Here is a 22777-nt window from a genome sequence, read left to right on the forward strand (position 1 = left end):
CGTTCATCATGCGGGCTTTTTTTATCACTGTTGACCCGATAACGCCTGTTCAATCGTACGGGTAACAACGTCCGGCTGGCTGACCATCGATACATGGCTTGCCGCAACCTCCGTGGTGTTGGCGTTGATTTTGTTCGCCATTGCGCGCTCAAGCTCAGGATTGATCATCCGGTCATTTTTGCTGACCACATACCAGCTCGGTTTGTCATGCCAGGCGGCATGCGCGACTTTCTCCCCAAACGCATTGGCCTTAATGGGGCTCTGCGTCGCGGCAATAACGCTGCGCTCAACGTCCTTCACGTCAGGGGCAAAATTCTCGCTGACCGCTTTTGTCGGCAGATATAAATACCCCTCTGCCGTTTTAGCGAGGCTGGCGCTCCCTGGCGGAGCAGGGAAGCTATTTGCCAGTTCTGCCGTCGACTGGCCGGAATCCGGCGCAAAAGCTGCAACGTAAACCAGTGACTTCAGCGGGCATTGTTTCCCGCCTCGCTGATTACCGTCCCGCCCCAGGAGTGACCGACCAGCACCACATCCCCATGAGCCCGGGCAATAGCACGCTGCGTGGCGGCGACATCATCTTTCAGAGACGTGAGCGGAAGTTGTACCGCAATGACCTCGGTATGGTGTTTTTGCAGCCGGGTGATCACCTTATTCCAACTGCTCCCGTCGGCAAACGCCCCGTGCACCAGCACCACGCTGGCTTTCGTCTCTGCCAGCGCGTTGGTGGAAACCGCCAGCAGCGCCGCTGTTAATACAGACAATGCTTTCATAACAGGCTCCTTAAAAGTGATGAACCGCCGCGTGGGGCGGTACGGTGAATTCAACGGTTTTATGGTCGATGGGCTTATGCGTCGGGTCGGCAACGATGATGGTTACTTTGTGTTTCCCGGCGGGCAGCCCGACCAGGATCACCGGCTCGCCGCTGGTATCAGCCCAGTGCCAGGGCGCGTCATCCACCACTACGTGAATATGGCCGATACGCGGAGTGACTTTCAGCGCGTCGGGTCCAAATACAGGTTCAATGCGCAGGTTTTCGACGCGGTACTGAATAAAGACCGCACCTTTACTCAGCGGTCCCGCCAGCGGTGGGTCGACGATCAGTTTTGCTGGCGGCTGGGGTTTTTCCTGCGGTGCTACGGCGGCCGGGCCATTAACATCAGCGGCGCTCAGGCCATCCAACGGTGCGGCCAGTGCGCCAGCAAAGGACGTCAGCGCAAATACAGGAAGCAGGAAATATCGACGAATCATCTGTGGCTCTCCTCATCAGTTTATTATGGCGAGGGACACAGAAGACCATTTTTATGTATCGGGGATGTTTGCTTTTGCGGGCGTTTTGTACCGGTTTGTCAGCGTAGCGCTCGGGATACAGTGCGATACAGTTTGTCTGCCTGGAGCGAACACGCTTTAGCGCTCGGGCGAATCCACTACGAGGCCTGATTGCTGCGACTGAATTTTGTCCTGATGGTGATACCAGGCGCCAATGGAGGAATAAACAAAGCGGCCAAAGAAAAACAGGAAACTGATGAGCAGTATGATGCGGGTCATCCGGGTGTTAAATCGATGTCGTTTTCGCATACGCGTAGCCTGACTCACTTTCTTTTCCTGAGTATACCCTTTTGGGCGATACGGCTATTAAGGCACAGCCGCAAGTCGGGGTCAATTCAGCGAAATGTAAAATACCGTCAATGCTTACATTAATTTATGTTATTAAAAACAACGCTTTTATTTATCGCATTGATAATTACAGGAAAAATATTCAAATAAAACGTAAGAAATGTTTATTCAGATAAATTAATTTGATTTAGGTCAACGGCATCTCGTCGTTGATATTTAAAATCCCACCTCCACTGTGCTTGCCAGGAATTTTCCGGGCATCGTGTACGTCAGGTTGGATGCCTGTCTTCATTTACCCTCTGGAGCGCAAGGGTTGTAAACGAGCATCTATGAATATTCACCACATCCTGAAGCAAAATAAAGACCGCTGGTGGGCACTTCCTCTTATATTACCCGTCGTGTTACTCCCGGTGCTTAGTGTGGCTAATACCTTAACGCAGCTGGGCGACGGTATCGTTGCGCTCTATTATCTCCCGCTCTCCTTTCTGCTGACGCTGATGTTGTTCTTTGGCCTGGAAGCCCTTCCCGGAGTGGTGGTGTCGCTGTTTTTACGTTATTACCCGTCCGTTGGGCTGTTTGAAACCGTGACCGGCATTCTACATTTTATCGTCCCCCTGGTGCTCAGCTGGGGCGGTTACCGCGTGTTTGCGCCCCGACGCAATATGACCGCTTACGGTGACATACGCCTGATGGGGCAACGTATCTTCTGGCAGGTGTTTTGCCCGGCAACGCTTTTTCTGGTGCTATTTCAGTTTGCGGTTTATCTCGGGGTCTATGAGAGCCGCCAGAGCCTTGCAGGATTGAATCCCCTCAATATTCGGACCCTTATTAACTATCAGGGGCTGCTGGTGAGCGGGCTGACGGGTGTGCCGCTAAGCTACCTGCTGATCCGCCTGATACGTCATCCGCGCTATTTCAAGGGACTGATGTCCCAGCTCCGCACGCAAATAGACAAAAAGGTGACGGCCGTTGAGTTTGTGGTGTGGTTTTTAGCTCTGGGAGGGTTGCTGGCTATGCTGCTGCTGCCCATGAATGAAAACAGTTCCATTTTCAGCACCAACTACACTTTGTCACTGCTGATGCCCGTGATGCTCTGGGGGGCGATGCGCTTTGGCTACAAGCTGATGTCAATCATCTGGACGCCGGTCCTGCTGGTGTCGATTCACTTTTTTTATCACTACATTCCGGTGCAGGGGGGTTATGGCATTCAGCTGGCGATCACCTCATCCAGCTATCTGGTCTTTTCCTTCGTTGTGACGTACATGTCGATGCTGGCGACACGCCAGCGGACCATCAATATTCGCTCCCGCAGTCAGGCTTTTCTCGATCCGGTGGTGCATATGCCCAACCTGCGGGCGCTGTCGCGCGAGCTGGCCAGTCATCCGTGGTCAGCGCTCTGTTTACTGCGCGTGCCCGAGCTGGAGGTACTGGGACGCAATTACGGCGTACTGCTACGGATCCAGTATAAACAGCAGCTGGCGCAATGGATAAATGGCACCCTTCAGCCAAAAGAGCAAGTCTATCACCTCACCGGATATGACATGGCGGTGCGTCTGGAGGCGGAGTCGCATCAACAGCGCATTGAGACGCTGGACGAGCATATTAAGCAATTTGTTTTTATCTGGGATGGTATGCCGGTGCAGCCTCAGGTTGGCGTGAGCTACTGCTATGTACGCTCACCCGTCAATCACCTCTATCTGGTGCTGGGGGAACTGGGCATCGTGGCTGACCTCTCCCTCTCAACGAATCACCCGGAAAATCTTCAGCAGCGCGGGGCTGTTCACTTGCAGCGTAGCCTGAAAGATAAGGTGGCGATGATGAGCCGTTTGCAGACAGCGCTGGAGCAGAACGCTTTTAGCCTGTTAGTTCAGCCCGTTCGCGGCCTGCGCGGCGATCATTACCACGAAGTGCTGCTGCGAATGCGTGATGATAACGGGGCGCTGATCTTTCCCGAGCAGTTCCTGCCCATAGCACAGGAGTTTGGTTTATCGTCGCGTGTCGATTTATGGGTACTGGAGCGTACGTTGAGTTTCCTGGCACAGCACCGCCAGCGTTTGCCGGGCCAGCGCTTTGCCATCAACCTCGCACCTTCTACCGTCTACCGGGCGCAGTTCCCGCTTGAAGTGAGCCGCCTGTTAGCCAGATATGCCGTTGAAGCATGGCAGCTGATCTTTGAAGTGACCGAAAGTAGCGCCTTTGGTCATGCGGATCTGGCGGCATCCACCCTCAGGCAATTGCAAAAAATGGGAATACGGATCGCCATTGATGATTTTGGCACCGGCTACGCCAGCTATGCGCGGTTAAAAAGCGTGGACGCCGACATTCTCAAAATCGACGGCGGCTTTATTCGCAATATTGTCAGCAACAGTCTGGATTACCAGATCGTGGCATCCATTTGCCATCTGGCCCGGATGAAGAAAATGCTGGTGGTGGCAGAATGTGTGGAAACAGAAGAGATACGTAGCGCGGTGCACGCGCTAGGTATCGATTATGTGCAGGGCTACTTGATTGGATTGCCAGTTGAGCTTGATACGTTGCTCGAAACACAGCCTTCTCAGGAGAGCGCCTTAGCCGTTACGCTGCCGCCTCAGAACTCTCTTCTTCAATCTTCAACAGCCAGCCGGTGACCGCTTCCCAGTACTGCTGCTCTTTTTCCAGATCCAGCAGCACCAGCGCGTTCTGGCTAAACCAGTCGTGCGGGAAGCTCAGCGTCCAGTGATAGTCATCCGTTTTAAGCTTCAACGTCGGCGGCGTGGTGGTCGCCTGTCGCTGATTATTGAGCAGCACGCCCAGGCGCAGAAGCTGAATGAGTGGCAGGAACTGCTTTTTCTTAAATAGCGTAAAGCGCGGCAGATCGTCGAGCTTGATGGCTTTGCGGTGATAGCGCACCAGCGTCGCCATCATGGTTTGCTGCTCCTGGTTGAAGCCAGGCAGATCGCTATTTTGCAGAATATAGGCTGAATGGCGATGCATTCCGCTGTGGTTAATGTTCAGCCCCACCTCATGCAGCATCGCGGCCCATTTTAACAGCGCGGCCAGCTGCGGATGCGCCAGCTTTGGATTCTGCTCCTTCCACTGCTCGTACATCTGAACCGTGGTTTCCAGCACCCGTTTCGCCTGTTCGCGGTCGATATTGTACTGGTTGGCAAGGCTCTGCGCGGTGCGGCTGCGAATATCCTGATGACGGAAACGGCCTTCCATCTCATACAGCACACCTTCGCGCAGGGCGCCGTCAGAGAGGCGCAGCTCTTTGATCGCCAGCGCGTCAAACACGCCGCAGAGGATCGCCAGCCCCGGTACGAACACCGCTTTACGCTCGTCGGACAAGCCCGGCAGACTCAGGGCGTCGAAGCTCTTGTGCTTAAGCACCTCTTCGGTGAGTTTCACCAGGCGCTCAGGCGTAATAAACCCGTCCTTTTCACCCATCGCCAGCAGCACTTCATGGGCCGCTTTAATCGACCCCGATGCGCCCAGCGCCACGTTCCAGCCCTGAATACGATACTGCCAGGCCAGATTTTCCAGTTTTTGCACGGCGGCCATGCGCGCGCGCTGGAAGTTTTCGCGGGTGATGACGCCGCCCGGAAAATACATTTGCGCGAAGCTGACGCAGCCCATACGGCGGCTTTCAACCAGACGCGGCTCGAAATCTTCGCCAATCACCAGTTCGGTTGAGCCTCCGCCGATATCAATCACCAGCTTGCGGCCTTTTTCCGGCTGCGTATGCTCCACGCCCATAAAAATCAGGCGCGCTTCTTCGTTACCAGAGATGATCTCAATCGGGTAGGGGATAACCTTTTCCGCGCGCTTAAGAAATTCCGGCGCGTTCAGCGCCTGGCGTAGCGTATGCGTCCCGACGATGCAAACGCTGGACGGCGAAAAGCCTTGCAGACGTTCTGCGAACAGCGACAGGCAGTTAAGCCCGCGCTCCATTGCCTCTTCGCTCAGCATGTTACGCGCGTCGAGCCCATCGGCCAGATGCACGCGCTGCTTCAGACGACCGATGATCTGCATCGCGCCATCCACCTCGCGGGCGATGACCATATGGAAACTGTTTGAGCCAAGATCGACCGCAGCGAACTCCTGCGGGCGTGGGGTATTATCGTTTATTGGCATAGGTTAATCGGGTTGCTCAAGTGATTTGATGTAATCGTAAATCGCCAGCTGCGACCGCACTTTACGGCGATTGCCGCGCGGTACATAGCGATTACTGAGTTCTTTGTCGATATAACGTGCTTTCACCGTATCGCTGAACAGGATCTCGATAATGTCCAGGATACGCTGCTTCAGGCGAGGATCCAGCAGCGGTGCCGCCACTTCAATACGGTAATCAATGTTACGCGTCATCCAGTCGGCGGACGAGAGGTATACGCGCTTATCACCGGCGTTATCGAAAATATAGACGCGATCGTGTTCAAGATAGCGATCCACAATGCTGATCACGCGGATGTTGTCGCTGATGCCTTCCAGTTCCGGAATGAGCGAGCACATGCCGCGAATGAGCAGATTTACCGGAACGCCGGAGCTGGAGGCCGCATACAGGCGATCCACCAGGCCTTTGTCCACCAGATTGTTGAGCTTCAGCGTGATGCCGGACGACAACCCGTTCTGCGCATTGGCAATCTCTTTGTCGATCATATCGTACAGCAGGCGCCGTGAGTTCTGCGGTGACACCAGCAGATAATCGAAGCTCACCGGGCGGTACGGGTTCTCAATGAAGTTGAACACCCGACGCACTTCGTTGGTGATGCGGGCATCGGCAGTCAGCAGCGAATAGTCGGTGTAAATACGCGCGGTTTTCTCGTTAAAGTTCCCGGTACCGATATGGGCGTAGCGCACCACATCGTCGCCCTCTTTACGGGAGATCAGGAACAACTTGGCGTGAATTTTCAGCCCCGGCGCGGAGAAGATGACGTGCACGCCCGCTTCCGTCAGTCGGCGCGCCCAGTGGATGTTGGCCTCTTCGTCGAAGCGAGCCTGGAGCTCAACCACCACGGTCACTTTCTTGCCGTTGTGCGCTGCGTGGATCATCGCATCGATGATGCGGGAATCTTTCGCCACGCGATAAATGTTGATCTTAATCGCCAGCACGTTCGGATCGAACGAGGCCTGACGCAGCAATTCCAGCACGTGTTCAAAGGTGTGATACGGATAGTAGAGCAGCACATCCCGCTCGCGGATGGCATCGAACCCGTTGCGGAATTTATCGAACCAGATATGGCGCAGGCGCGGCAGCGGTTTGTTTACCAGATTGGCTTTGCCGACGTTCGGGAAGCCAATGAAATCTTTAAAGTTGTGGTAACGCCCACCGGGGATTATGGAGTCGTAGCGGGAGATGGTCAGCTTATCGCGCAGCATCTCCACCATCGCGTCCGGCATATCGCGCTGATAGACAAAACGCACCGGCTCTGCCGTCAGGCGCTGCTTGAGGCTGGAAGACATCAGTTCCATCAGGCTGGCCTCCATCTCATGCACCAGATCGTACTCGGCATCACGGGTCATCTTCATCGAGTAGGCGTTGAGCGCGTCGTAATCGAAGAAACCTTTGAAGATATCGTCCAGACAGTAGCGCAGAATGTTATCCAGCAGGATCATCGGCTTACGTCGGCGCGGGGTTTCCGGCGGCAGATTTACAAAGCGCGGGACTTTATCAGACGGTATTTCCAGCAGCGCGTAGTTAATGGTCTCACCACGAATGATTTCTACCGCCAGATAGGTGTAATCATCTTTCAGGAACTGCACCAGATCGGTTTCACGGTTGATCAGAATCGGGGTGATATGCTGGCGCAGATAGTGTTTGAAATAGTGGCGCAGCCAGTTTTGCTGATTCGCGGAGAGCTGGCGTTCGTTGATCAGGAAGATTTGGTTGCGTGCCATTTCCAGCAGCAGCTCGTTATAGAGGCCATCAAATTCCTGATCGGCTTTCATGACGCGAGACTGGATTTTTCCAAGCAGATGCCGCGAGTGGGAGTTTAAGCCCTGTTCTTCGCTGATGATGATTCGGCGTTTCAGTTCGGCGAAGCGAACCTTGTAGAACTCATCCAGATTGTTGGAATAGATGCCTAAAAAACGCATACGCTCAATCAGCGGGTTGCTTTTATCGGCCGCTTCCTGAAGTACACGTTCGTTGAATGCTAACCAGCTTAGCTCTTTCTCGATATATAACTTTTCCTGACCCATTACAGCTCACACTCCAGTTCAATCACAGGACGTGGTAAATCCGTCTCGTCCTTATTATGGCGAGCATTTCCACGATATGTCCAACAGTGCCAGAAAAGTATGACAGTTATTTTTTTTGTTGGGGATTTTAGGGGGTTGGAGAAGGGAATATCGGGTAATGCAATATGTAGGTCGGGTAAGCGCAGCGCCACCCGACAGAACAAACTACTCTTCAGCCGCATGACCCTGCGGGGGCAACTTCACGCCGTCCAGCCAGGCGGCACCGTCGCGCATCTCAAGACGGCCGTCAACAAACCAGCTTACCACCAGCGGATAAATGGCGTGTTCCTGAGCCTGTACACGTTCCGTCACGTCGTCTTCGTTGTCACCGTCAAAGACCGGTACTTTTGCCTGCAAAATGACCGGACCGCCGTCCAGCTCGTCGGTAACGAAATGCACGGAGGTACCATGCTCCTCATCGCCGTTCTCCAGCACCTGTCGATGGGTATGCAGGCCAGGATATTTCGGCAGAAGAGAAGGGTGGATATTCAGCAAACGTCCGTTGTAATGCGCGACGAAGGCCGGGCTCAGGATACGCATGTAGCCTGCCAGCACCACCACGTCAGGCGCGTAGGCGTCAATCTCCTGCACCAGCTCACGGTCAAAGGCTTCACGCCCGGCGAACTGGCTGGCTTCCAGCGCGTGCGCAGGAATGTTCGCTTCCCGCGCGCGCTCAAGGCCGAACGCATCGGCCTTGTTGCTGAATACTGCCCGAATGGTGCCATTGATTTTCTTCTGTTTGCAGGCGTCTATGATTGCCTGCAAATTGCTTCCGTTGCCGGAAATGAGCACCACGATGTTTTTCATTCAATGACCACACGCTGTTCGGAATCGGAAGCTTTAATCGTACCGATTTTCCACGCGTTTTCACCTTTTTCTGTCAGCAGCTTAACCGCTTTATCCGCTTCGCTGGCGGGCAGGGCGATAACCATGCCCACGCCGCAGTTAAAGGTGCGGTACATTTCATGCTCGCTCACGTTGCCTGCGGTTTGCAGCCAGTTGAAGACGGACGGCCACTGCCATGAGGAGGCGTCGATCACCGCCTGGGTATTGTCCGGCAGCACGCGCGGAATGTTTTCCCAGAAGCCGCCGCCGGTAAGGTGAGCGATGGCGTGCACGTCAACGTTCTCAATCAGCTCCAGCACGTTTTTCACGTAGATGCGGGTCGGGGCCAGCAGGTGATCGGCCAGCGGTTTGCCGTCCAGCTCGGTGGTCAGCGGGTCGCAACCGCTCACTTCGAGGATCTTACGCACCAGAGAGTAGCCGTTGGAGTGCGGACCGCTGGAGGCCAGCGCAACCAGCACATCGCCGTCAGCCACTTTGCTGCCGTCGATAATTTCTGATTTTTCTACCACGCCGACGCAGAAGCCTGCGACGTCATAATCTTCTCCGTGATACATGCCAGGCATTTCAGCGGTTTCACCGCCGACCAGCGCACAGCCGGATTGCAGACAGCCTTCGGCGATACCGTTAATGACGCTGGCTGCGGTATCCACATCCAGCTTGCCGGTCGCGTAGTAATCCAGGAAGAACAGCGGCTCAGCGCCCTGTACCACCAGGTCGTTGACGCACATCGCCACCAGATCAATACCAATCGTATCGTGACGCTTAAGATCCATCGCCAGGCGCAGTTTTGTACCGACACCATCCGTACCCGAGACCAGCACAGGTTCACGATATTTTTGCGGCAGCGCGCACAGTGCGCCGAATCCACCCAGGCCACCCATCACTTCCGGGCGGCGGGTTTTTTTCACCACACCTTTGATTCGGTCAACCAGCGCATTACCTGCGTCAATATCAACACCGGCATCTTTGTAGCTGAGAGAAGTTTTGTTGGTCACGGCTTAAATCCCCACGCGATTGCATAGCTAGTAAGAAAAATCGGCGCAATTCTAACAGTCCAGGCAAACGTTTGCGAGCCTATTCTCCGCGCGGGGATCTTTTTTTCTATGCGGACTGTCCAGGGCAACAAACTTGACTCCGTTCACGAAAATGAAACCGGTTTCGGCGATCTGCTTGCAACGGCTATCCCCTTTGCACATCATCAAAATGAAACCGGTTTCTGTAACTGTTTTTGCAGAAAATAACGCAGAATGAGGGAAAGCGAATGTCAGGATTTAAAGCAGGTTTTCTGTGGGGTGGGGCCGTTGCGGCGCACCAGCTTGAAGGCGGCTGGAAAGAGGGCGGCAAGGGCGTGAGCGTTGCCGATGTCATGACGGCAGGCGCCCACGGGGTACCGCGTGAAATCACCAACGGCGTGCAGGAGGGGAAAAATTACCCAAACCACGAAGCCATCGACTTTTACCACCGCTATAAAGAAGACATCAAACTCTTTGCCGAGATGGGGTTCAAATGCTTCCGCACCTCCATTGCCTGGACGCGTATCTTCCCGAAAGGCGACGAGCTGGAGCCGAACGAAGCGGGACTCAAATTCTATGACGATCTTTTCGACGAGTGCCTGAAGCACGGCATCGAGCCGGTGATCACGCTTTCCCACTTCGAGATGCCTTTCCACCTGGTAACGGAATACGGCGGCTGGCGTAACCGTAAGCTGATCGACTTCTTTGTCCGCTTCGCGAAGGTCGTTTTTGAGCGCTATCAGCATAAAGTGAAGTACTGGATGACCTTTAACGAGATCAATAACCAGGCCAACTTTCATGAAGACTTTGCGCCGTTTACCAACTCCGGGCTGAAATATGCCCCGGGAGAAGATCGCGAGCCGGTGATGTTCCAGGCGGCGCACTATGAGCTGGTGGCCAGCGCCCTGGCGGTGAAAGCGGGGCGCAAGATCAACCCATCACTGCACATCGGCTGCATGATTGCCATGTGCCCCATCTATCCGCTGACCTGTGCCCCGGACGACATGATGATGGCGATGAACGCCATGCATCGCCGCTACTGGTTCACCGACGTTCACGTGCGCGGCAAGTATCCGCAGCATCTGCTCAACTACTTTGAACGTCGCGGCTTCGCGCTGGATATCACCGAAGAAGATAAAGTGGCGCTGACGCAAGGCTGCGTGGATTACATCGGGTTCAGCTACTACATGTCGTTCGCCACCAAAGCGACGGCGGATAATCCGACGCTGGATTATGACGAGAGCAAGAGCCTGGTTTCTAACCCGTACGTGCAGAAATCGGACTGGGGCTGGCAGATCGATCCTGTCGGGCTGCGCTACTCTCTGAACTGGTTCTGGGATCACTATCAGCTGCCGCTGTTTATTGTGGAAAACGGCTTTGGCGCGATCGACGTGCTGGAGAGCGACGGCACGGTGAACGACCAGTACCGCATCGACTACCTTTCCGCCCACATCCGCGAGATGAAAAAAGCGGTGGTGGAAGACGGCGTGGATCTGATGGGCTATACCCCGTGGGGCTGTATCGACCTGGTCTCTGCCGGCACTGGCGAGATGAAGAAACGCTACGGTTTTATCTTTGTCGATAAAGATAACGAAGGTAACGGCACGCTGAACCGCAGCAAGAAGAAATCGTTCGACTGGTATAAGCAGGTGATTGCGAGCAACGGCGATAACCTGTAATTGTCGGGTGGCGCTAACGCTTACCCGACCTACACTACACGTAGGCCCGCGTAAGCGCAGCGCCACCGGGCAAGAACCCGCACCCAAACCGGAGCCCAGCCTCCGGCTTTTTTGTTTTTGATTGATGTACATCAAGCAACATGGGTATGGCGCAATCCGAAAAAAGCGGTATAATCCCGCGATTTTTTTGCGGATGCCACCTCAGAGGAGAAAGAGAATGAAGATTGTGGAAGTGAAACACCCACTCGTTAAACACAAGTTGGGCCTGATGCGTGAGCATGACATCAGCACGAAGCGTTTTCGCGAACTGGCTTCTGAAGTGGGTAGCCTGCTGACCTACGAAGCGACCTCTGATCTGGAAACGGAAAAAGTGACCATCGAAGGCTGGAACGGCCCGGTACAGGTTGAGCAGATCAAAGGTAAAAAAATTACCGTGGTGCCAATCCTGCGTGCGGGTCTGGGCATGATGGAAGGCGTGCTGGAGCACGTCCCAAGCGCGCGTATCAGCGTGGTGGGTATCTACCGTAACGAAGAGACGCTTGAGCCGGTCCCATACTTCCAGAAGCTGGTCTCTAACATTGATGAGCGTATGGCGCTGGTAGTTGACCCGATGCTGGCGACCGGTGGTTCGATGATCGCCACCATTGACCTGCTGAAACAAGCAGGCTGCAGCAGCATCAAAGTGCTGGTACTGGTCGCGGCGCCGGAAGGTATCGCGGCGCTGGAAAAAGCGCACCCGGACGTTGAACTCTATACCGCGTCTGTCGACCAGGGACTGAACGAGCACGGGTACATCATCCCGGGGCTCGGCGATGCCGGCGATAAGATTTTTGGGACTAAATAATCGAATAACGATAAAGAAGCCGACTTTGATAGTCGGCTTTTTTTTGAATAAAAACCAACAATGACACTCAGAGGAAAACACTATGACGCGCCGTGCTATCGGGGTGAGTGAAAGACCGCCGCTTTTACAGACAATCCCGCTTAGTTTGCAGCACCTGTTCGCCATGTTTGGCGCAACCGTGCTGGTGCCAATCCTGTTTCACATTAACCCGGCTACCGTGCTGCTGTTTAACGGCATCGGTACGCTGCTTTACCTCTTCATCTGTAAAGGCAAAATCCCGGCCTATCTCGGGTCGAGCTTCGCGTTTATCTCCCCGGTACTGCTGTTGCTGCCGCTGGGTTACGAGGTCGCGCTGGGCGGCTTTATCATGTGCGGCGTGCTGTTCTGCCTGGTCTCCTTCATCGTGAAGAAAGCGGGTACCGGCTGGCTGGACGTGATGTTCCCGCCTGCGGCAATGGGGGCAATCGTTGCCGTCATCGGCCTGGAACTGGCGGGTGTGGCGGCTAACATGGCTGGCCTGCTGCCTGCGGACGGTCAGTCACCGGATTCTAAAACCATTATTATTTCGCTGGTGACGCTGGGCGTGACGGTTTTCGGTTCCGTCCTGTTCCGCGGCTTTATGGCGATTATCCCGATCCTGATCGGCGTGCTGGCGGGTTACGCGCTCTCCTTCGTGATGGGCGTTGTGGATACCACACCGATTGCCGAGGCACACTGGTTCGCGCTGCCGACCTTCTACACCCCACGCTTCGAATGGTTTGCTATCTTCACCATTCTGCCTGCTGCACTGGTGGTGATTGCTGAGCACGTTGGCCACCTGGTGGTGACGGCGAACATCGTGAAGCGTGACCTGATCCGCGACCCGGGCCTGCATCGCTCCATGTTTGCCAACGGTTTCTCCACCATCATCTCCGGTTTCTTCGGCTCCACGCCTAACACCACTTACGGAGAGAACATCGGCGTAATGGCGATCACCCGCGTCTACAGCACCTGGGTTATCGGCGGCGCGGCGATCATCGCTATTCTGCTCTCCTGCGTCGGCAAACTGGCGGCGGCGATCCAGATTATCCCGGTTCCGGTGATGGGCGGCGTTTCCCTGCTGCTTTATGGGGTGATCGGTGCGTCCGGTATTCGCGTGCTGATTGAATCCAAAGTGGATTACAGCAAGGCGCAGAACCTGATCCTGACCTCCGTTATCCTGATCATCGGCGTAAGCGGCGCGAAGGTGCACATCGGCGCGGCAGAGCTGAAGGGTATGGCGCTGGCGACCATCGTCGGCGTGGGCCTGAGCCTGATTTTCAAGCTGATCTCGGTCATTCGTCCGGAAGAAGAAATCCTGGACGCTGACGATAGCGAAAAAGCACCACATTGATCCTTTAACCGGGCGGACGATCCGCCCGGTTCTCTCCTTGCTGGTTCCGTGTTAAACTCCATTCCGATTTTATGTAAGATCTCTGGTTGAGGTATTTCTGAACGGACCGGCACAGCTCTCTCTGCCACTTTATCTCCCTGACGACGAAACTTTCGCGAGTTTCTGGCCGGGTGATAACCCCTCTTTACTGGCTGCACTGCAAAACGTGCTGCGCCAGGAACACAGCGGATACATCTATATCTGGTCACGCGAAGGCGCGGGACGCAGCCACCTGCTGCATGCCGCCTGTGCGGAACTTTCGGCGCGCGGTGACGCGGTAGGCTATGTGCCGCTGGATAAACGCACCTGGTTTGTGCCTGAAGTGCTGGAGGGCATGGAACATCTCTCCCTGGTCTGCATCGATAATATTGAATGCGTGGCGGGAGACGAGCCGTGGGAAATGGCGATCTTTAACCTCTACAACCGCATTCTGGAGTCGGGCAAAACCCGGCTGCTGATCACCGGCGATCGTCCGCCGCGTCAGCTCAATCTGGGGCTGCCGGATCTGGCGTCTCGTCTGGACTGGGGGCAAATCTACAAGCTGCAACCGCTGTCGGATGAAGACAAACTCCAGGCACTTCAGTTGCGCGCCAGACTGCGCGGATTTGAACTGCCGGAAGACGTAGGGCGCTTCCTGCTCAAGCGTCTGGATCGGGAGATGCGCACGCTCTTTGATACGCTCGATCAGCTCGATCGTGCCTCCATCACCGCCCAGCGCAAGCTGACCATTCCGTTTGTGAAAGATATTCTTAAGCTGTAGTTATGCCGGGTGGCGGCTGCGCCTTACCCGGCCTACATATGGCACCCGTAGGCCCGGTAAGCGCAGCGCCACCGGGCTAAAGATCCCCCATCAGGTGCTCAACCAGCAGCGGAATCGGTCTTCCCGACGCCATGCTTCTGCCGTTCTCACGCCACAGCGCCGTCCCGCTGATATCCAGATGTGCCCATGGGATCGCCGGCGGACAGAAGTGATGCAGCAGCCACGCCGCCGAGGCGCTTATCGCCGCATTGTTAGTCGGCGTATTGCACAGATCGGCAATCGCGCTGTCGGTCTGCTTTTTCAGCCGTGCGTCCAGCGGCAGAGACCACACCTCGTCACCGCTCCGTTTACCTGCCTGCGTCAACGCGGCGCGCAGCGGTTCATCCTGGGTCATCAGCCCGCTCAGCTCATACCCCAGCGCTTTCACCACTGCGCCCGTCAAAGTCGCCATATCAATGATGTAGCGGGCCTGCGGGTACCGCTGGCTGGCCCAGGCAATGGCGTCAGCCAGCACCAGCCGGCCCTCGGCATCGGTATTATTGATTTCAACGGTGGTTCCGTTACAGGCTGTTGCCACCGTGCCGGGCTGCATGGCGTCGGGGCCGATGGCGTTTTCCGCCAGCGCCAGCACGCCCATGATGCGCACGGGTAATTTCAGCTCCGCAACGGTCAGCATCAGCCCCAGTACGTTGGCCGCGCCGCACATGTCATATTTCATGGTGTACATGCCCGCGCCTTCCTTCAGCCACAGGCCGCCGGTGTCAAAGGTAATGCCTTTTCCCACGTAGCAGCGCATCGGGCCGTCGTTGGCACCATCATAATGAATAGCCAGCAGACGCGGCGGGCAGGTCGCCCCTTTGCCAACGGCGTGCAGCAGTCCAAGACCCTGCTCAGCAATATCTTTTTCGTTCAGCACCTCGCAGCGCAGGGCAGGGCTGGCGGCACACAGTTTTTGCGCCTCTTCCACCACAAACTGCGGCGTGCAGCGGTCGGATGGCATATCCGCCAGACGTCGCGCCGCGATCATGCCGAGCGCAATGGCCTGCTGCTGGCGGAAGGTCGTCTCCAGCTTCGCCTGCTGTTCCGGCAGGCAGAGGGCAGTGATGCAGGTAAGACGCACCGCTTCGTCCGTCTTCTTCAGCTTCAGGTCACTGAGCCTGTGCGCCTGATTAAAGAGAAAACGCAGCACCTGCGCCAGCACCACATCGTCGATATCCGTCACGTCCAGCACGAGTTCGGCGCTGGCGGGGGCGGTAAGCAGCGGTCGCAGGGCGGTGAGCAACCCTTCGGTCAGGGCGTCATGCCAGATCGTGTCCGGCAACAGAGTAATGCGCGCAAACGGCGCGCAGCCAAAGCGCGCGTCCGCGACGGTGCTCTGCTGGCGCATTTCAGCGATAAGAGCGCTATCCGGTAACAGGGAACTGTCAGCGCGCGCAATCAAATGGCTGTTCGGCTTCGCGTCTGAAAGCGCGTTGATAAACTGGTAAGTGATCATCATGATTCCTCAATCGGCGCGCGGATCCGTGCGGCATAGGCCTGCATCCACTCCTCATCTACCGCGTGATAGTGCGTTTTCTCCCGCAGGCGTTCAGTACGAAAAACGGTGAGGGGCTGGCGAGCCGTCGCCACCACGAACGAGAAGGTTTTTATGTTAGTCGCGGCGCCAAATTCGCCCTGGTTGTTCATGCACACCACGGAGAGATCGCCCGCGCGACCGAAGCGCGACATCAGCTTGTCTTCCAGTTCGAATACGACTGAATCCGCCGCCTGCTGCGGCGTCATCCCTTGCGCCATCCGGCGAACGATTTCGTAGCTGGTACAGCCCTTCATCAGGTCTTCACCGACGCCTGTGGCGGTGGCCGCGCCGGTTTCGCTGTCGCAGTAAAAGCCGGAGCCGATGATGGGTGAGTCACCGAGGCGACCACGTTTTTTCATAAACAGGCCACTGGTGGAGGTGGCGACGCTCATCGAACCCTGTTTATCAAGGCCAATGATGCCGACGGTGTCATGTCCGTCGTAGGGGCTTAACCCCTTATCCAGCGTTTCGCGGCAGCGCTTGCGGTAGTGCTGCATGGCGCGATCCGTGAGCATAGTTTTGTCGGCAAAGCCCTGGCTCAGCGCCCATTCGCGCGCGCCCTGGCCGACCAGCAGGCTGTTATAGCGTTGACGGCTGAGCGCGTGCGCCACGCGCACCGGGTTGGCGATATCCACCAGATTCCCCACGGCGCCGAACGCCAGCGTGTCGCCGTCCATATAGGCCGCGTCCAGCTCCACCTCGCCGTTCTCGGTCGGCAGGCCACCGTAGCCGACGGATTTATACAGCGGAAAGTCTTCCACGGCAGCGACGGCATCGACCACCGCCGAAGCGACCGGTTTTCCCGCCGCCAGGGCAGACGCGGATTCCGTTACCCCTTCAAGTGCCATTCGCCAGGTTGCGATAATTCCCCACATGCTTTACTCCTGTTTTGCAAGGGTGGTGTCGGGTTGCGTAGCGGTAGTCAGCTCCGCGGCGCGGTACTGTTTATCCACGATACGCATGAAAGGCAGGTACAGCATGGCGCCAATCAGCAGGTTGATCAGCTGCATCACGCTGCCGCTCAGGTGCCCGGTGACGATAAAGCCGCTGATAACCGGCGGCAGGGTCCAGGGAATAAACACCCCGGTGGTGACGGCGACCGCGCCAATTTTCATCGCCGCATACTGCACGGTGACCAGCACCAGCGGCACCAGATTAAACGGGATGAGCATGATCGGGTTCATGATCACCGGCAGGCCAAACAGGATCGGTTCGTTGATGTTAAATACCGAGGCTCCTGCGCCGAGGCGCGCCACCTCACGCATGTTTTTGCTGCGGGCGAAAATCAGCATCGCTATCACCAGCGACAGCGTGGCGCCCGCGCCGCCCATCCAGAACATGTCAAAAAACTGTTCGGTGATGATGTGCGGCGGCGTCGTTCCCGCCTGGATCGCGGCGATGTTGTCGGTCTGGTTTTCCATCCACAGCGGGCGAATAATGCCGTTGATCATCGAACCGGAGTTAATGCCCACTGACCACAGAATGGTGATACTGAATACGGTCATCAGCGCACCGAAATAAGAGGTACCGTAGTGGCGCACCGGGGTGGCAACCACTTCATAAATAAACTGGTGGATGGTGTGGTAGTGGGTGTTTTCGAAGATGATGCGGATAATAAGCACCAGAATCATCACCAGCAGGGCCGGGATCAGCGCCGCGAACGACTCCTGCACCGCCGGTGGTACGCCGTCCGGCATTTTGATGACCAGTTTTTTGCGCTTCAGCCAGCAGAACAGTTCCGTCCACAGCAGGGAACCGATCATCGCCACAAACAACCCTTTGCTGCCAATCCACTCCACCGGCATCACGGTAATGCCGCCGTTTTCCGCCACTTTGATAAAGGGCGTCAGGATCAGGAAGGCGACCAGCGCCAGGATGCCGCAGGAGATGCGGTCCTCGCCATAGTGCTCAGCCAGGCGGTAGGCCACCAGGAAGCTGATAAACAGCGACATGGTTGAGAATACCGCGTTGAATGGAATCTCTATAATCGCACTCCAGCTCTCACCAAAGGCCTGAGACATAAACTGCTGATAGGCCTGATTCGGGAAGGAGGAGATCACCAGCAGGATGGAGCCGACGATGATAAACGGCATGAATGAAACGTAGGCCCCACGAATGGCCCCAAGATGACGCTGCTGGGCCGTTTTCGCCGCCAGCGGCATCAGTTTTGCTTCAAGAAATCCCAGAACATTGTTCATTGTGAACTCCGTACAAGATTGAGAGGTGTTGTTTATGTTATGTCTGTGGATTATCAGTGAAGCGCGGCGAGCGAAAGGTGAAATCGGTCACAAAGCATTCGCTGTTCTACTATAAATCTCATAAGATTAGTTGCGGAGAGAGACGCGATGGAAATCAAACTGCATGCTAACGCCACCACCACACCGCGTATCCGTCGCTATCTTCAGCAGTCAGATAAAAGCGACAGAGAGCTAGCTGTTGAACTGGGGATCTCGGTCACCACCGTCAGGCGCTGGCGCAACCGCGACCAGGTTTCGGATAACCACACAACGCCAAAAGTGATACACAAAGCATTGAGACAAGAGCAGGCGGCACTGATAAATGCCCTGCGGGATATCACTGGGGCACCGCTGGATGAACTGCTGCTGCTGGTGAATGACGGACTCGGGATCGCCGTTTCCCGCGCGACCCTGAACCGCTACCTCAAACCGGCTTCGGTAAGACAAAAGGGGGCGTCGTTGCAGGGCAAAAAGGCGCTGAAGGCCGGTATCATGCCGCAGAAGCTACTTCTGCATCATCAGCCGCTATCGCTGCATATGGACGACGGTGGGGAGCAACACCTGCTCTGGGCGCGTGAACCCGTCAGCGGCTGGTGCTACGCCCGGCTTTATGCCGGTGTCTCGCCGCAGTTGCTGACCCGCTGGACGAACGAGGTGCTGGCTGCCTGTCCGGCTGATATTCAATCTATTGAGACTTTTGGGCTGGCAGTGAACTTGCCGGAGCATAACGTCACCGTAAAAGTGCATTCACAGTATTATCTTGCCTTTCAGGTCACCGTACCGTTACGTGAGATCATTCCGCGCGTGAATAGTGAACCGGCGGGAGAACTGTTGATCCAGTTGTGTGAATTTTTCAACCGGGGAAAAGCGCAGAAAAAGCTGGGGGAGAGTACGCCGCAGGCGTTTCTGGAAGCGCTGCGGCGTAACGATTAGACGATCCCGAGTACGTCTTCCGGCGGACGGCCGATACGCGCCTTGCCGTTCGCCACGACAATCGGGCGCTCAATCAGCTTTGGATTGTCGACCATCGCCTGAATCAGCCGATCTTCAGTGAGACTGGTATCGTTCAGATTGAGCGATTTATACAGATCTTCTTTCTGACGCATCAGCTCGCGTGCGCTGCCCATGTTCAGCATCTTCAGCAGCTGGCGGATCGTCTGCGCGTCCGGGGGCGTCTCCAGATACAACACCACTTCCGGATCGATGTCGTTAGACTTCAGCAGATTCAGAGTCTCCCGGCTCTTGGAGCAGCGAGGGTTATGGTAAATTTTTACCGCGTCTGTCATGACTTCTCCTTTATTACATCTTCTCGTACGGCTTAAAGCGTTGTTGCAGGCCACGCAGCTGGTCGATTCGCGCATCGTAGCGGGCCTGTTGCAGGCTGCCGAGCTTCACCTGTGAGCTGGCGCTGCTTAGCAGGGAAATGGCCTGATCGAGGCGCCCCGCCAGCGCCAGACCTTCCGCACGCGCGGCCAGCTCCTGATCGCGATTACCCAGTTGCCCCTGGGCCTGGGCGAGCAGCTCCCAGGCGTTCTGGTCATCTTTATTGTTAAAGGTATAGCGGTTCAGAATGGTCACCGCCTCGCCGGGCTGGCCGCCCTGTAAGTAGGCGTTCGCCAGGTTAAGTTGCAATACCGGATTGTTGCGAATGTCTTTCGCCCCTTTCAGACGGTTGATCGCATCGGTCGCTTTTTTCTGTCCTAAATCGATATCGGTTGCGAGGTCGAGATACCACGGATTGTCAGGCGCCGACGCCAGCAGCGGCTGTAGCGCTTTACGCGCTTCATCGTACTTGCTGGCCTCCATCGCCTGGAGTGCCTGACCATACTGCGCGGCGTTCTTCTCGCGCACGTTGCCTTTCGCCAGCGCGTCCAGCAGATCGCTGGTGAGCTGATTACGTCCGGAGTTGTACATGCCAAGCGTTCTCACTTTGGCCATGTAGAAATCCTGCGAGGACTGCACGACGACCGGACGCATCTGGTTAGCACGGTTACGCGCATCCGAGAGACGGCTTTCCGGCAACGGGTGGGTCAACAGAATTTCAGGCGGGCGCGACGAGTAGCGTGCCTGGTCGAGCAGTTTTTCCAGGAAGCTCGGCATGGCCTGCGGGTCAAAGCCGGAACGCTGTAAAACCTGAATGCCGATGCGGTCTGCTTCCTGCTCGTTCTGCTGGGTAAAGCTGATCATCCCCTGACGCGTTCCCGCCAGTGTCCCGGTAAGCGCCGCCATCCCGGCCTGCGGGCTGGCCATCGCCAGCAGAATAGAGCCCAGCGCGCCCACCCAGGTCAGGGGGGCGTTACGCTTCTGATCTTCCATCGCACGCGCCAGATGGCGCTGGGTGACGTGCGAAATTTCGTGCGCCATGACGGACGCCAGTTGGCTTTCGTTATCGGAATAACGGAACAACGCCGAATGCAGCACCACGTTCCCGCCAAAGAAGGCGAAGGCGTTGATTTCGTCGTTATTGATTAAATAGAAGTGGAAGGGCGTTTTTACCGAGTCTGCGTGCGCCACCAGTCGCATCCCCAGACCGTTGATGTACTGCACCAGCAAAGGGTCGTTAATCAGCGGAGCACTGCCGCGCAGCTGGCGTACGTAATAATCACCCATCTGCATCTCCTGCCCGATGGAGAGCGTGCTTCCTGCCGTGGTGCCCATGTCCGGCAATGAATCGGACGAGTCAGCGAAAGCGGGCAACACCTGACCCACCGTCACGGCGGCAATCAGTGTCGCAACCAGTGTTTTTCTCAACTGCCTGAACATAACCACTGTCCTGTATGTTGGATGTGCTAATTTGACCGATGAACCCGCATAACGTTCATCTCCGCTGCTCTGCGAGTGTAGCCGTGTTAAGAGATGAAGAAAATCCCATTCATCAGGGTTTTGCGAAACCTGACAGTGAAACAAAAAGGAAAGTCTTTTTTGTGACAGTTAGATACAATTCACCGTCTCACTCCCGCCATTCGATTCAGGGAAGGGTTGTATGCTCGAAATGTTAATGCAGTGGTATCGGCGTCGGTTTAGCGATCCGGAAGCCATTGCTTTGCTGGTCATTCTGGTTGCCGGATTCGGTATCCTGTTCTTCTTTAGTGGCCTGTTGGCACCGCTTCTGGTGGCAATTGTGCTGGCGTATCTGCTGGAGTGGCCCACCGCGCGTCTGGAACATATCGGCTGTTCCCGACGCTGGGCGACCAGCATTGTCCTGGTGCTGTTTGTCGGCATTCTGCTGCTAATGTCCTTCGTGGTGATGCCCATCGCCTGGCAACAGGGGATCTACCTGATCCGCGACATGCCCGGCATGCTGAATAAACTGTCTGATTTTGCCGCCACGCTGCCGCGCCGCTATCCTGCGCTGATGGACGCCGGGATCATCGATGCGATGGCCGAAAACATGCGCGCCCGCATCATGACCATGGGTGACTCGGTGGTGAAATACTCTCTGGCCTCGCTGGTGGGGTTGCTGACGCTGGCGGTTTACCTTGTTCTCGTGCCGTTAATGGTGTTTTTCCTGGTCAAAGATAAAGAGCAGATGCTGAACGCGGTGCGCCGCGTGCTGCCGCGCAATCGCGGTCTCGCCGGTCAGGTCTGGCAGGAGATGAACCAGCAGATCACCAACTACATTCGCGGTAAAGTGCTGGAGATGATTGTGGTGGGCGTGGCGACCTGGATTGGCTTCGTGATTTTCGGGCTGAACTACTCGCTGCTGCTGGCGGTGTTGGTCGGATTCTCGGTTCTGATCCCGTATATCGGCGCGTTTGTGGTGACCATTCCGGTAGTCGGTGTGGCGCTGTTCCAGTTTGGTCTGGGTACGGAGTTCTGGAGCTGTTTCGCCGTATACCTGATTATTCAGGGACTGGACGGGAACCTGCTGGTACCGGTGCTGTTCTCAGAAGCAGTTAACCTGCATCCGCTGGTGATTATCCTGTCAGTGGTGATTTTCGGCGGGCTGTGGGGATTCTGGGGCGTGTTCTTCGCCATTCCGCTGGCGACGCTGATTAAAGCCGTGGTCCACGCGTGGCCGGATGTGCCGGCGGTGGAGGAGAAGTAGATTTAGTGCGGGCTGATGCCCTCACCCTAACCCTCTCCCACAGGGCTGAGGGATCCCCAGTAATTTTTTTATGCAGAAGCAATAAAGTTGCTTTCTAAATGACTGAGGGCTGTCAGCGATGCCCTGGTCCGGCTGTAAATCGCTGAGGCGTTTCCTGCAGGCCGGGGCGAGGCGCAGGGATGCGCCGAGAGGGCGGCTTTACAGGGACGTTGCCTCCGCCCGTACCCGATAAGCCGGAAGGAATAAGCCGAGGGCACCGCGAAGCGGCGATTTACCGCCGGGAGCCCGGGTCGCCAGGGTGGTGGCGACTGAGCCACCCTGGCACGTTCACCGGTCATGTCGTTACAGAGTAGCAAGGAACATAAAGTGAACGGAATGACCACCACCGCCGTATGTTCCCCTCACCCTAACCCTCTCCCCGGAGGGGCGAGGGGATTGCTCAGTGCTCGCATTAATTTGTGGGGAACCCTCAGCCCTGTGGGAGAGGGTCAGGGTGAGGGCATCAGACAGCGCCACCCTGACTAGCGACGGTT

General features: G+C 56.2%; 18 protein-coding genes and 1 pseudogene. 7 read left to right on the forward strand and 12 right to left on the reverse strand.

Features of this window, described 5'->3' with window-relative positions:
* Window positions 1-24: 24 nt before the first annotated feature.
* From CKK19_RS11230 to CKK19_RS11240, 3 genes and pseudogenes are all read right to left on the reverse strand, one after another.
* Window positions 25-770, reverse strand: a pseudogene (locus tag CKK19_RS11230) (alpha/beta fold hydrolase).
* A 10-nt stretch (window positions 771-780) separates the two neighbouring features.
* Window positions 781-1248: a DUF6130 family protein gene (locus CKK19_RS11235; protein ID WP_003860582.1), complete on the reverse strand. Its 468-nt coding sequence runs from the start codon at window positions 1246-1248 to the stop codon at window positions 781-783.
* Window positions 1249-1404: 156 nt separating this feature from the next.
* Complete coding sequence (locus CKK19_RS11240) at window positions 1405-1575, reverse strand: YfgG family protein (RefSeq protein WP_017383512.1); 171 nt, start codon at window positions 1573-1575, stop codon at window positions 1405-1407.
* A gap of 368 nt (window positions 1576-1943) precedes the next feature.
* Between CKK19_RS11240 and CKK19_RS11245 the strand changes: the two genes are divergently transcribed.
* Window positions 1944-4241, forward strand: coding sequence for an EAL domain-containing protein (locus CKK19_RS11245; protein WP_051979833.1), 2298 nt, complete (start codon window positions 1944-1946; stop codon window positions 4239-4241).
* On the opposite strand, the gene ppx is transcribed toward CKK19_RS11245, so the two are convergent.
* The 4 genes from ppx to purM form a co-directional block, all read right to left on the reverse strand.
* Window positions 4189-5727 carry an exopolyphosphatase gene (ppx, locus tag CKK19_RS11250; protein WP_063853393.1) on the reverse strand — a complete coding sequence of 513 codons (1539 nt, stop codon included), beginning with the start codon at window positions 5725-5727 and terminating at the stop codon, window positions 4189-4191. The genes CKK19_RS11245 and ppx overlap by 53 nt on opposite strands.
* Before the next feature lie 3 nt (window positions 5728-5730).
* Window positions 5731-7791 carry a polyphosphate kinase 1 gene (gene ppk1 / locus CKK19_RS11255; RefSeq protein ID WP_006811494.1) on the reverse strand — a complete coding sequence of 687 codons (2061 nt, stop codon included), beginning with the start codon at window positions 7789-7791 and terminating at the stop codon, window positions 5731-5733.
* A gap of 204 nt (window positions 7792-7995) precedes the next feature.
* A complete protein-coding gene (gene purN / locus CKK19_RS11260) occupies window positions 7996-8637 on the reverse strand; it encodes a phosphoribosylglycinamide formyltransferase (protein WP_023300681.1) in 642 nt (213 codons plus the stop codon).
* Complete coding sequence (purM, locus tag CKK19_RS11265; protein WP_023300680.1) at window positions 8634-9671, reverse strand: phosphoribosylformylglycinamidine cyclo-ligase; 1038 nt, start codon at window positions 9669-9671, stop codon at window positions 8634-8636. Before purM ends, purN begins: the two co-directional genes overlap by 4 nt.
* A gap of 266 nt (window positions 9672-9937) precedes the next feature.
* Here purM and CKK19_RS11270 point away from each other — a divergent pair, with 266 nt between their 5' ends.
* The 4 genes from CKK19_RS11270 to CKK19_RS11285 all read left to right on the forward strand — a co-directional run bounded on the left by CKK19_RS11270 (window position 9938) and on the right by CKK19_RS11285 (window position 14383).
* Window positions 9938-11368, forward strand: coding sequence for a 6-phospho-beta-glucosidase (locus CKK19_RS11270; protein WP_063853394.1), 1431 nt, complete (start codon window positions 9938-9940; stop codon window positions 11366-11368).
* Window positions 11369-11585: 217 nt separating this feature from the next.
* Window positions 11586-12212 (forward strand): uracil phosphoribosyltransferase, encoded by a 627-nt coding sequence (gene upp, locus CKK19_RS11275; RefSeq protein WP_022648979.1) that lies wholly within the window; start codon window positions 11586-11588, stop codon window positions 12210-12212.
* 82 nt (window positions 12213-12294) lie between these two features.
* Complete coding sequence (uraA, locus tag CKK19_RS11280; protein WP_022648978.1) at window positions 12295-13584, forward strand: uracil permease; 1290 nt, start codon at window positions 12295-12297, stop codon at window positions 13582-13584.
* A 97-nt stretch (window positions 13585-13681) separates the two neighbouring features.
* Window positions 13682-14383, forward strand: a complete 702-nt coding sequence (locus CKK19_RS11285; RefSeq protein ID WP_211482948.1) for a DnaA inactivator Hda — start codon at window positions 13682-13684, stop codon at window positions 14381-14383.
* A 76-nt stretch (window positions 14384-14459) separates the two neighbouring features.
* Here CKK19_RS11285 and CKK19_RS11290 read toward each other — a convergent pair whose 3' ends face one another.
* Genes CKK19_RS11290 through celB form a run of 3 tightly spaced genes read right to left on the reverse strand, consistent with a single transcriptional unit; the run spans window position 14460 to window position 18157 of the window.
* Window positions 14460-15878, reverse strand: coding sequence for a leucyl aminopeptidase family protein (locus CKK19_RS11290; RefSeq protein WP_045308565.1), 1419 nt, complete (start codon window positions 15876-15878; stop codon window positions 14460-14462).
* Window positions 15878-16834 (reverse strand): N(4)-(beta-N-acetylglucosaminyl)-L-asparaginase, encoded by a 957-nt coding sequence (locus tag CKK19_RS11295; RefSeq protein WP_022648976.1) that lies wholly within the window; start codon window positions 16832-16834, stop codon window positions 15878-15880. Before CKK19_RS11295 ends, CKK19_RS11290 begins: the two co-directional genes overlap by 1 nt.
* 3 nt (window positions 16835-16837) lie before the next feature.
* Complete coding sequence (gene celB / locus CKK19_RS11300; protein WP_063853395.1) at window positions 16838-18157, reverse strand: PTS cellobiose transporter subunit IIC; 1320 nt, start codon at window positions 18155-18157, stop codon at window positions 16838-16840.
* Between the two features lie 147 nt (window positions 18158-18304).
* Here celB and CKK19_RS11305 point away from each other — a divergent pair, with 147 nt between their 5' ends.
* A complete protein-coding gene (locus tag CKK19_RS11305; RefSeq protein WP_063853396.1) occupies window positions 18305-19129 on the forward strand; it encodes a hypothetical protein in 825 nt (274 codons plus the stop codon).
* On the opposite strand, the gene arsC is transcribed toward CKK19_RS11305, so the two are convergent.
* Window positions 19126-19482: an arsenate reductase (glutaredoxin) gene (arsC, locus tag CKK19_RS11310; protein ID WP_022648973.1), complete on the reverse strand. Its 357-nt coding sequence runs from the start codon at window positions 19480-19482 to the stop codon at window positions 19126-19128. The genes CKK19_RS11305 and arsC overlap by 4 nt on opposite strands.
* 13 nt (window positions 19483-19495) lie before the next feature.
* Window positions 19496-20959 carry a beta-barrel assembly-enhancing protease gene (gene bepA, locus CKK19_RS11315; protein WP_063853397.1) on the reverse strand — a complete coding sequence of 488 codons (1464 nt, stop codon included), beginning with the start codon at window positions 20957-20959 and terminating at the stop codon, window positions 19496-19498.
* 220 nt (window positions 20960-21179) lie between these two features.
* On the opposite strand from bepA, the gene CKK19_RS11320 reads away from it, so the two are divergent.
* On the forward strand, window positions 21180-22244 hold the full coding sequence (locus CKK19_RS11320; RefSeq protein ID WP_003860546.1) for an AI-2E family transporter: 1065 nt from the start codon (window positions 21180-21182) through the stop codon (window positions 22242-22244).
* Window positions 22245-22777 lie beyond the last annotated feature (533 nt).

The organism is Enterobacter sp. CCUG 70166 (genome assembly GCF_020224095.1).
Classification (GTDB): Bacteria; Pseudomonadota; Gammaproteobacteria; order Enterobacterales; family Enterobacteriaceae; genus Enterobacter; species Enterobacter intestinihominis.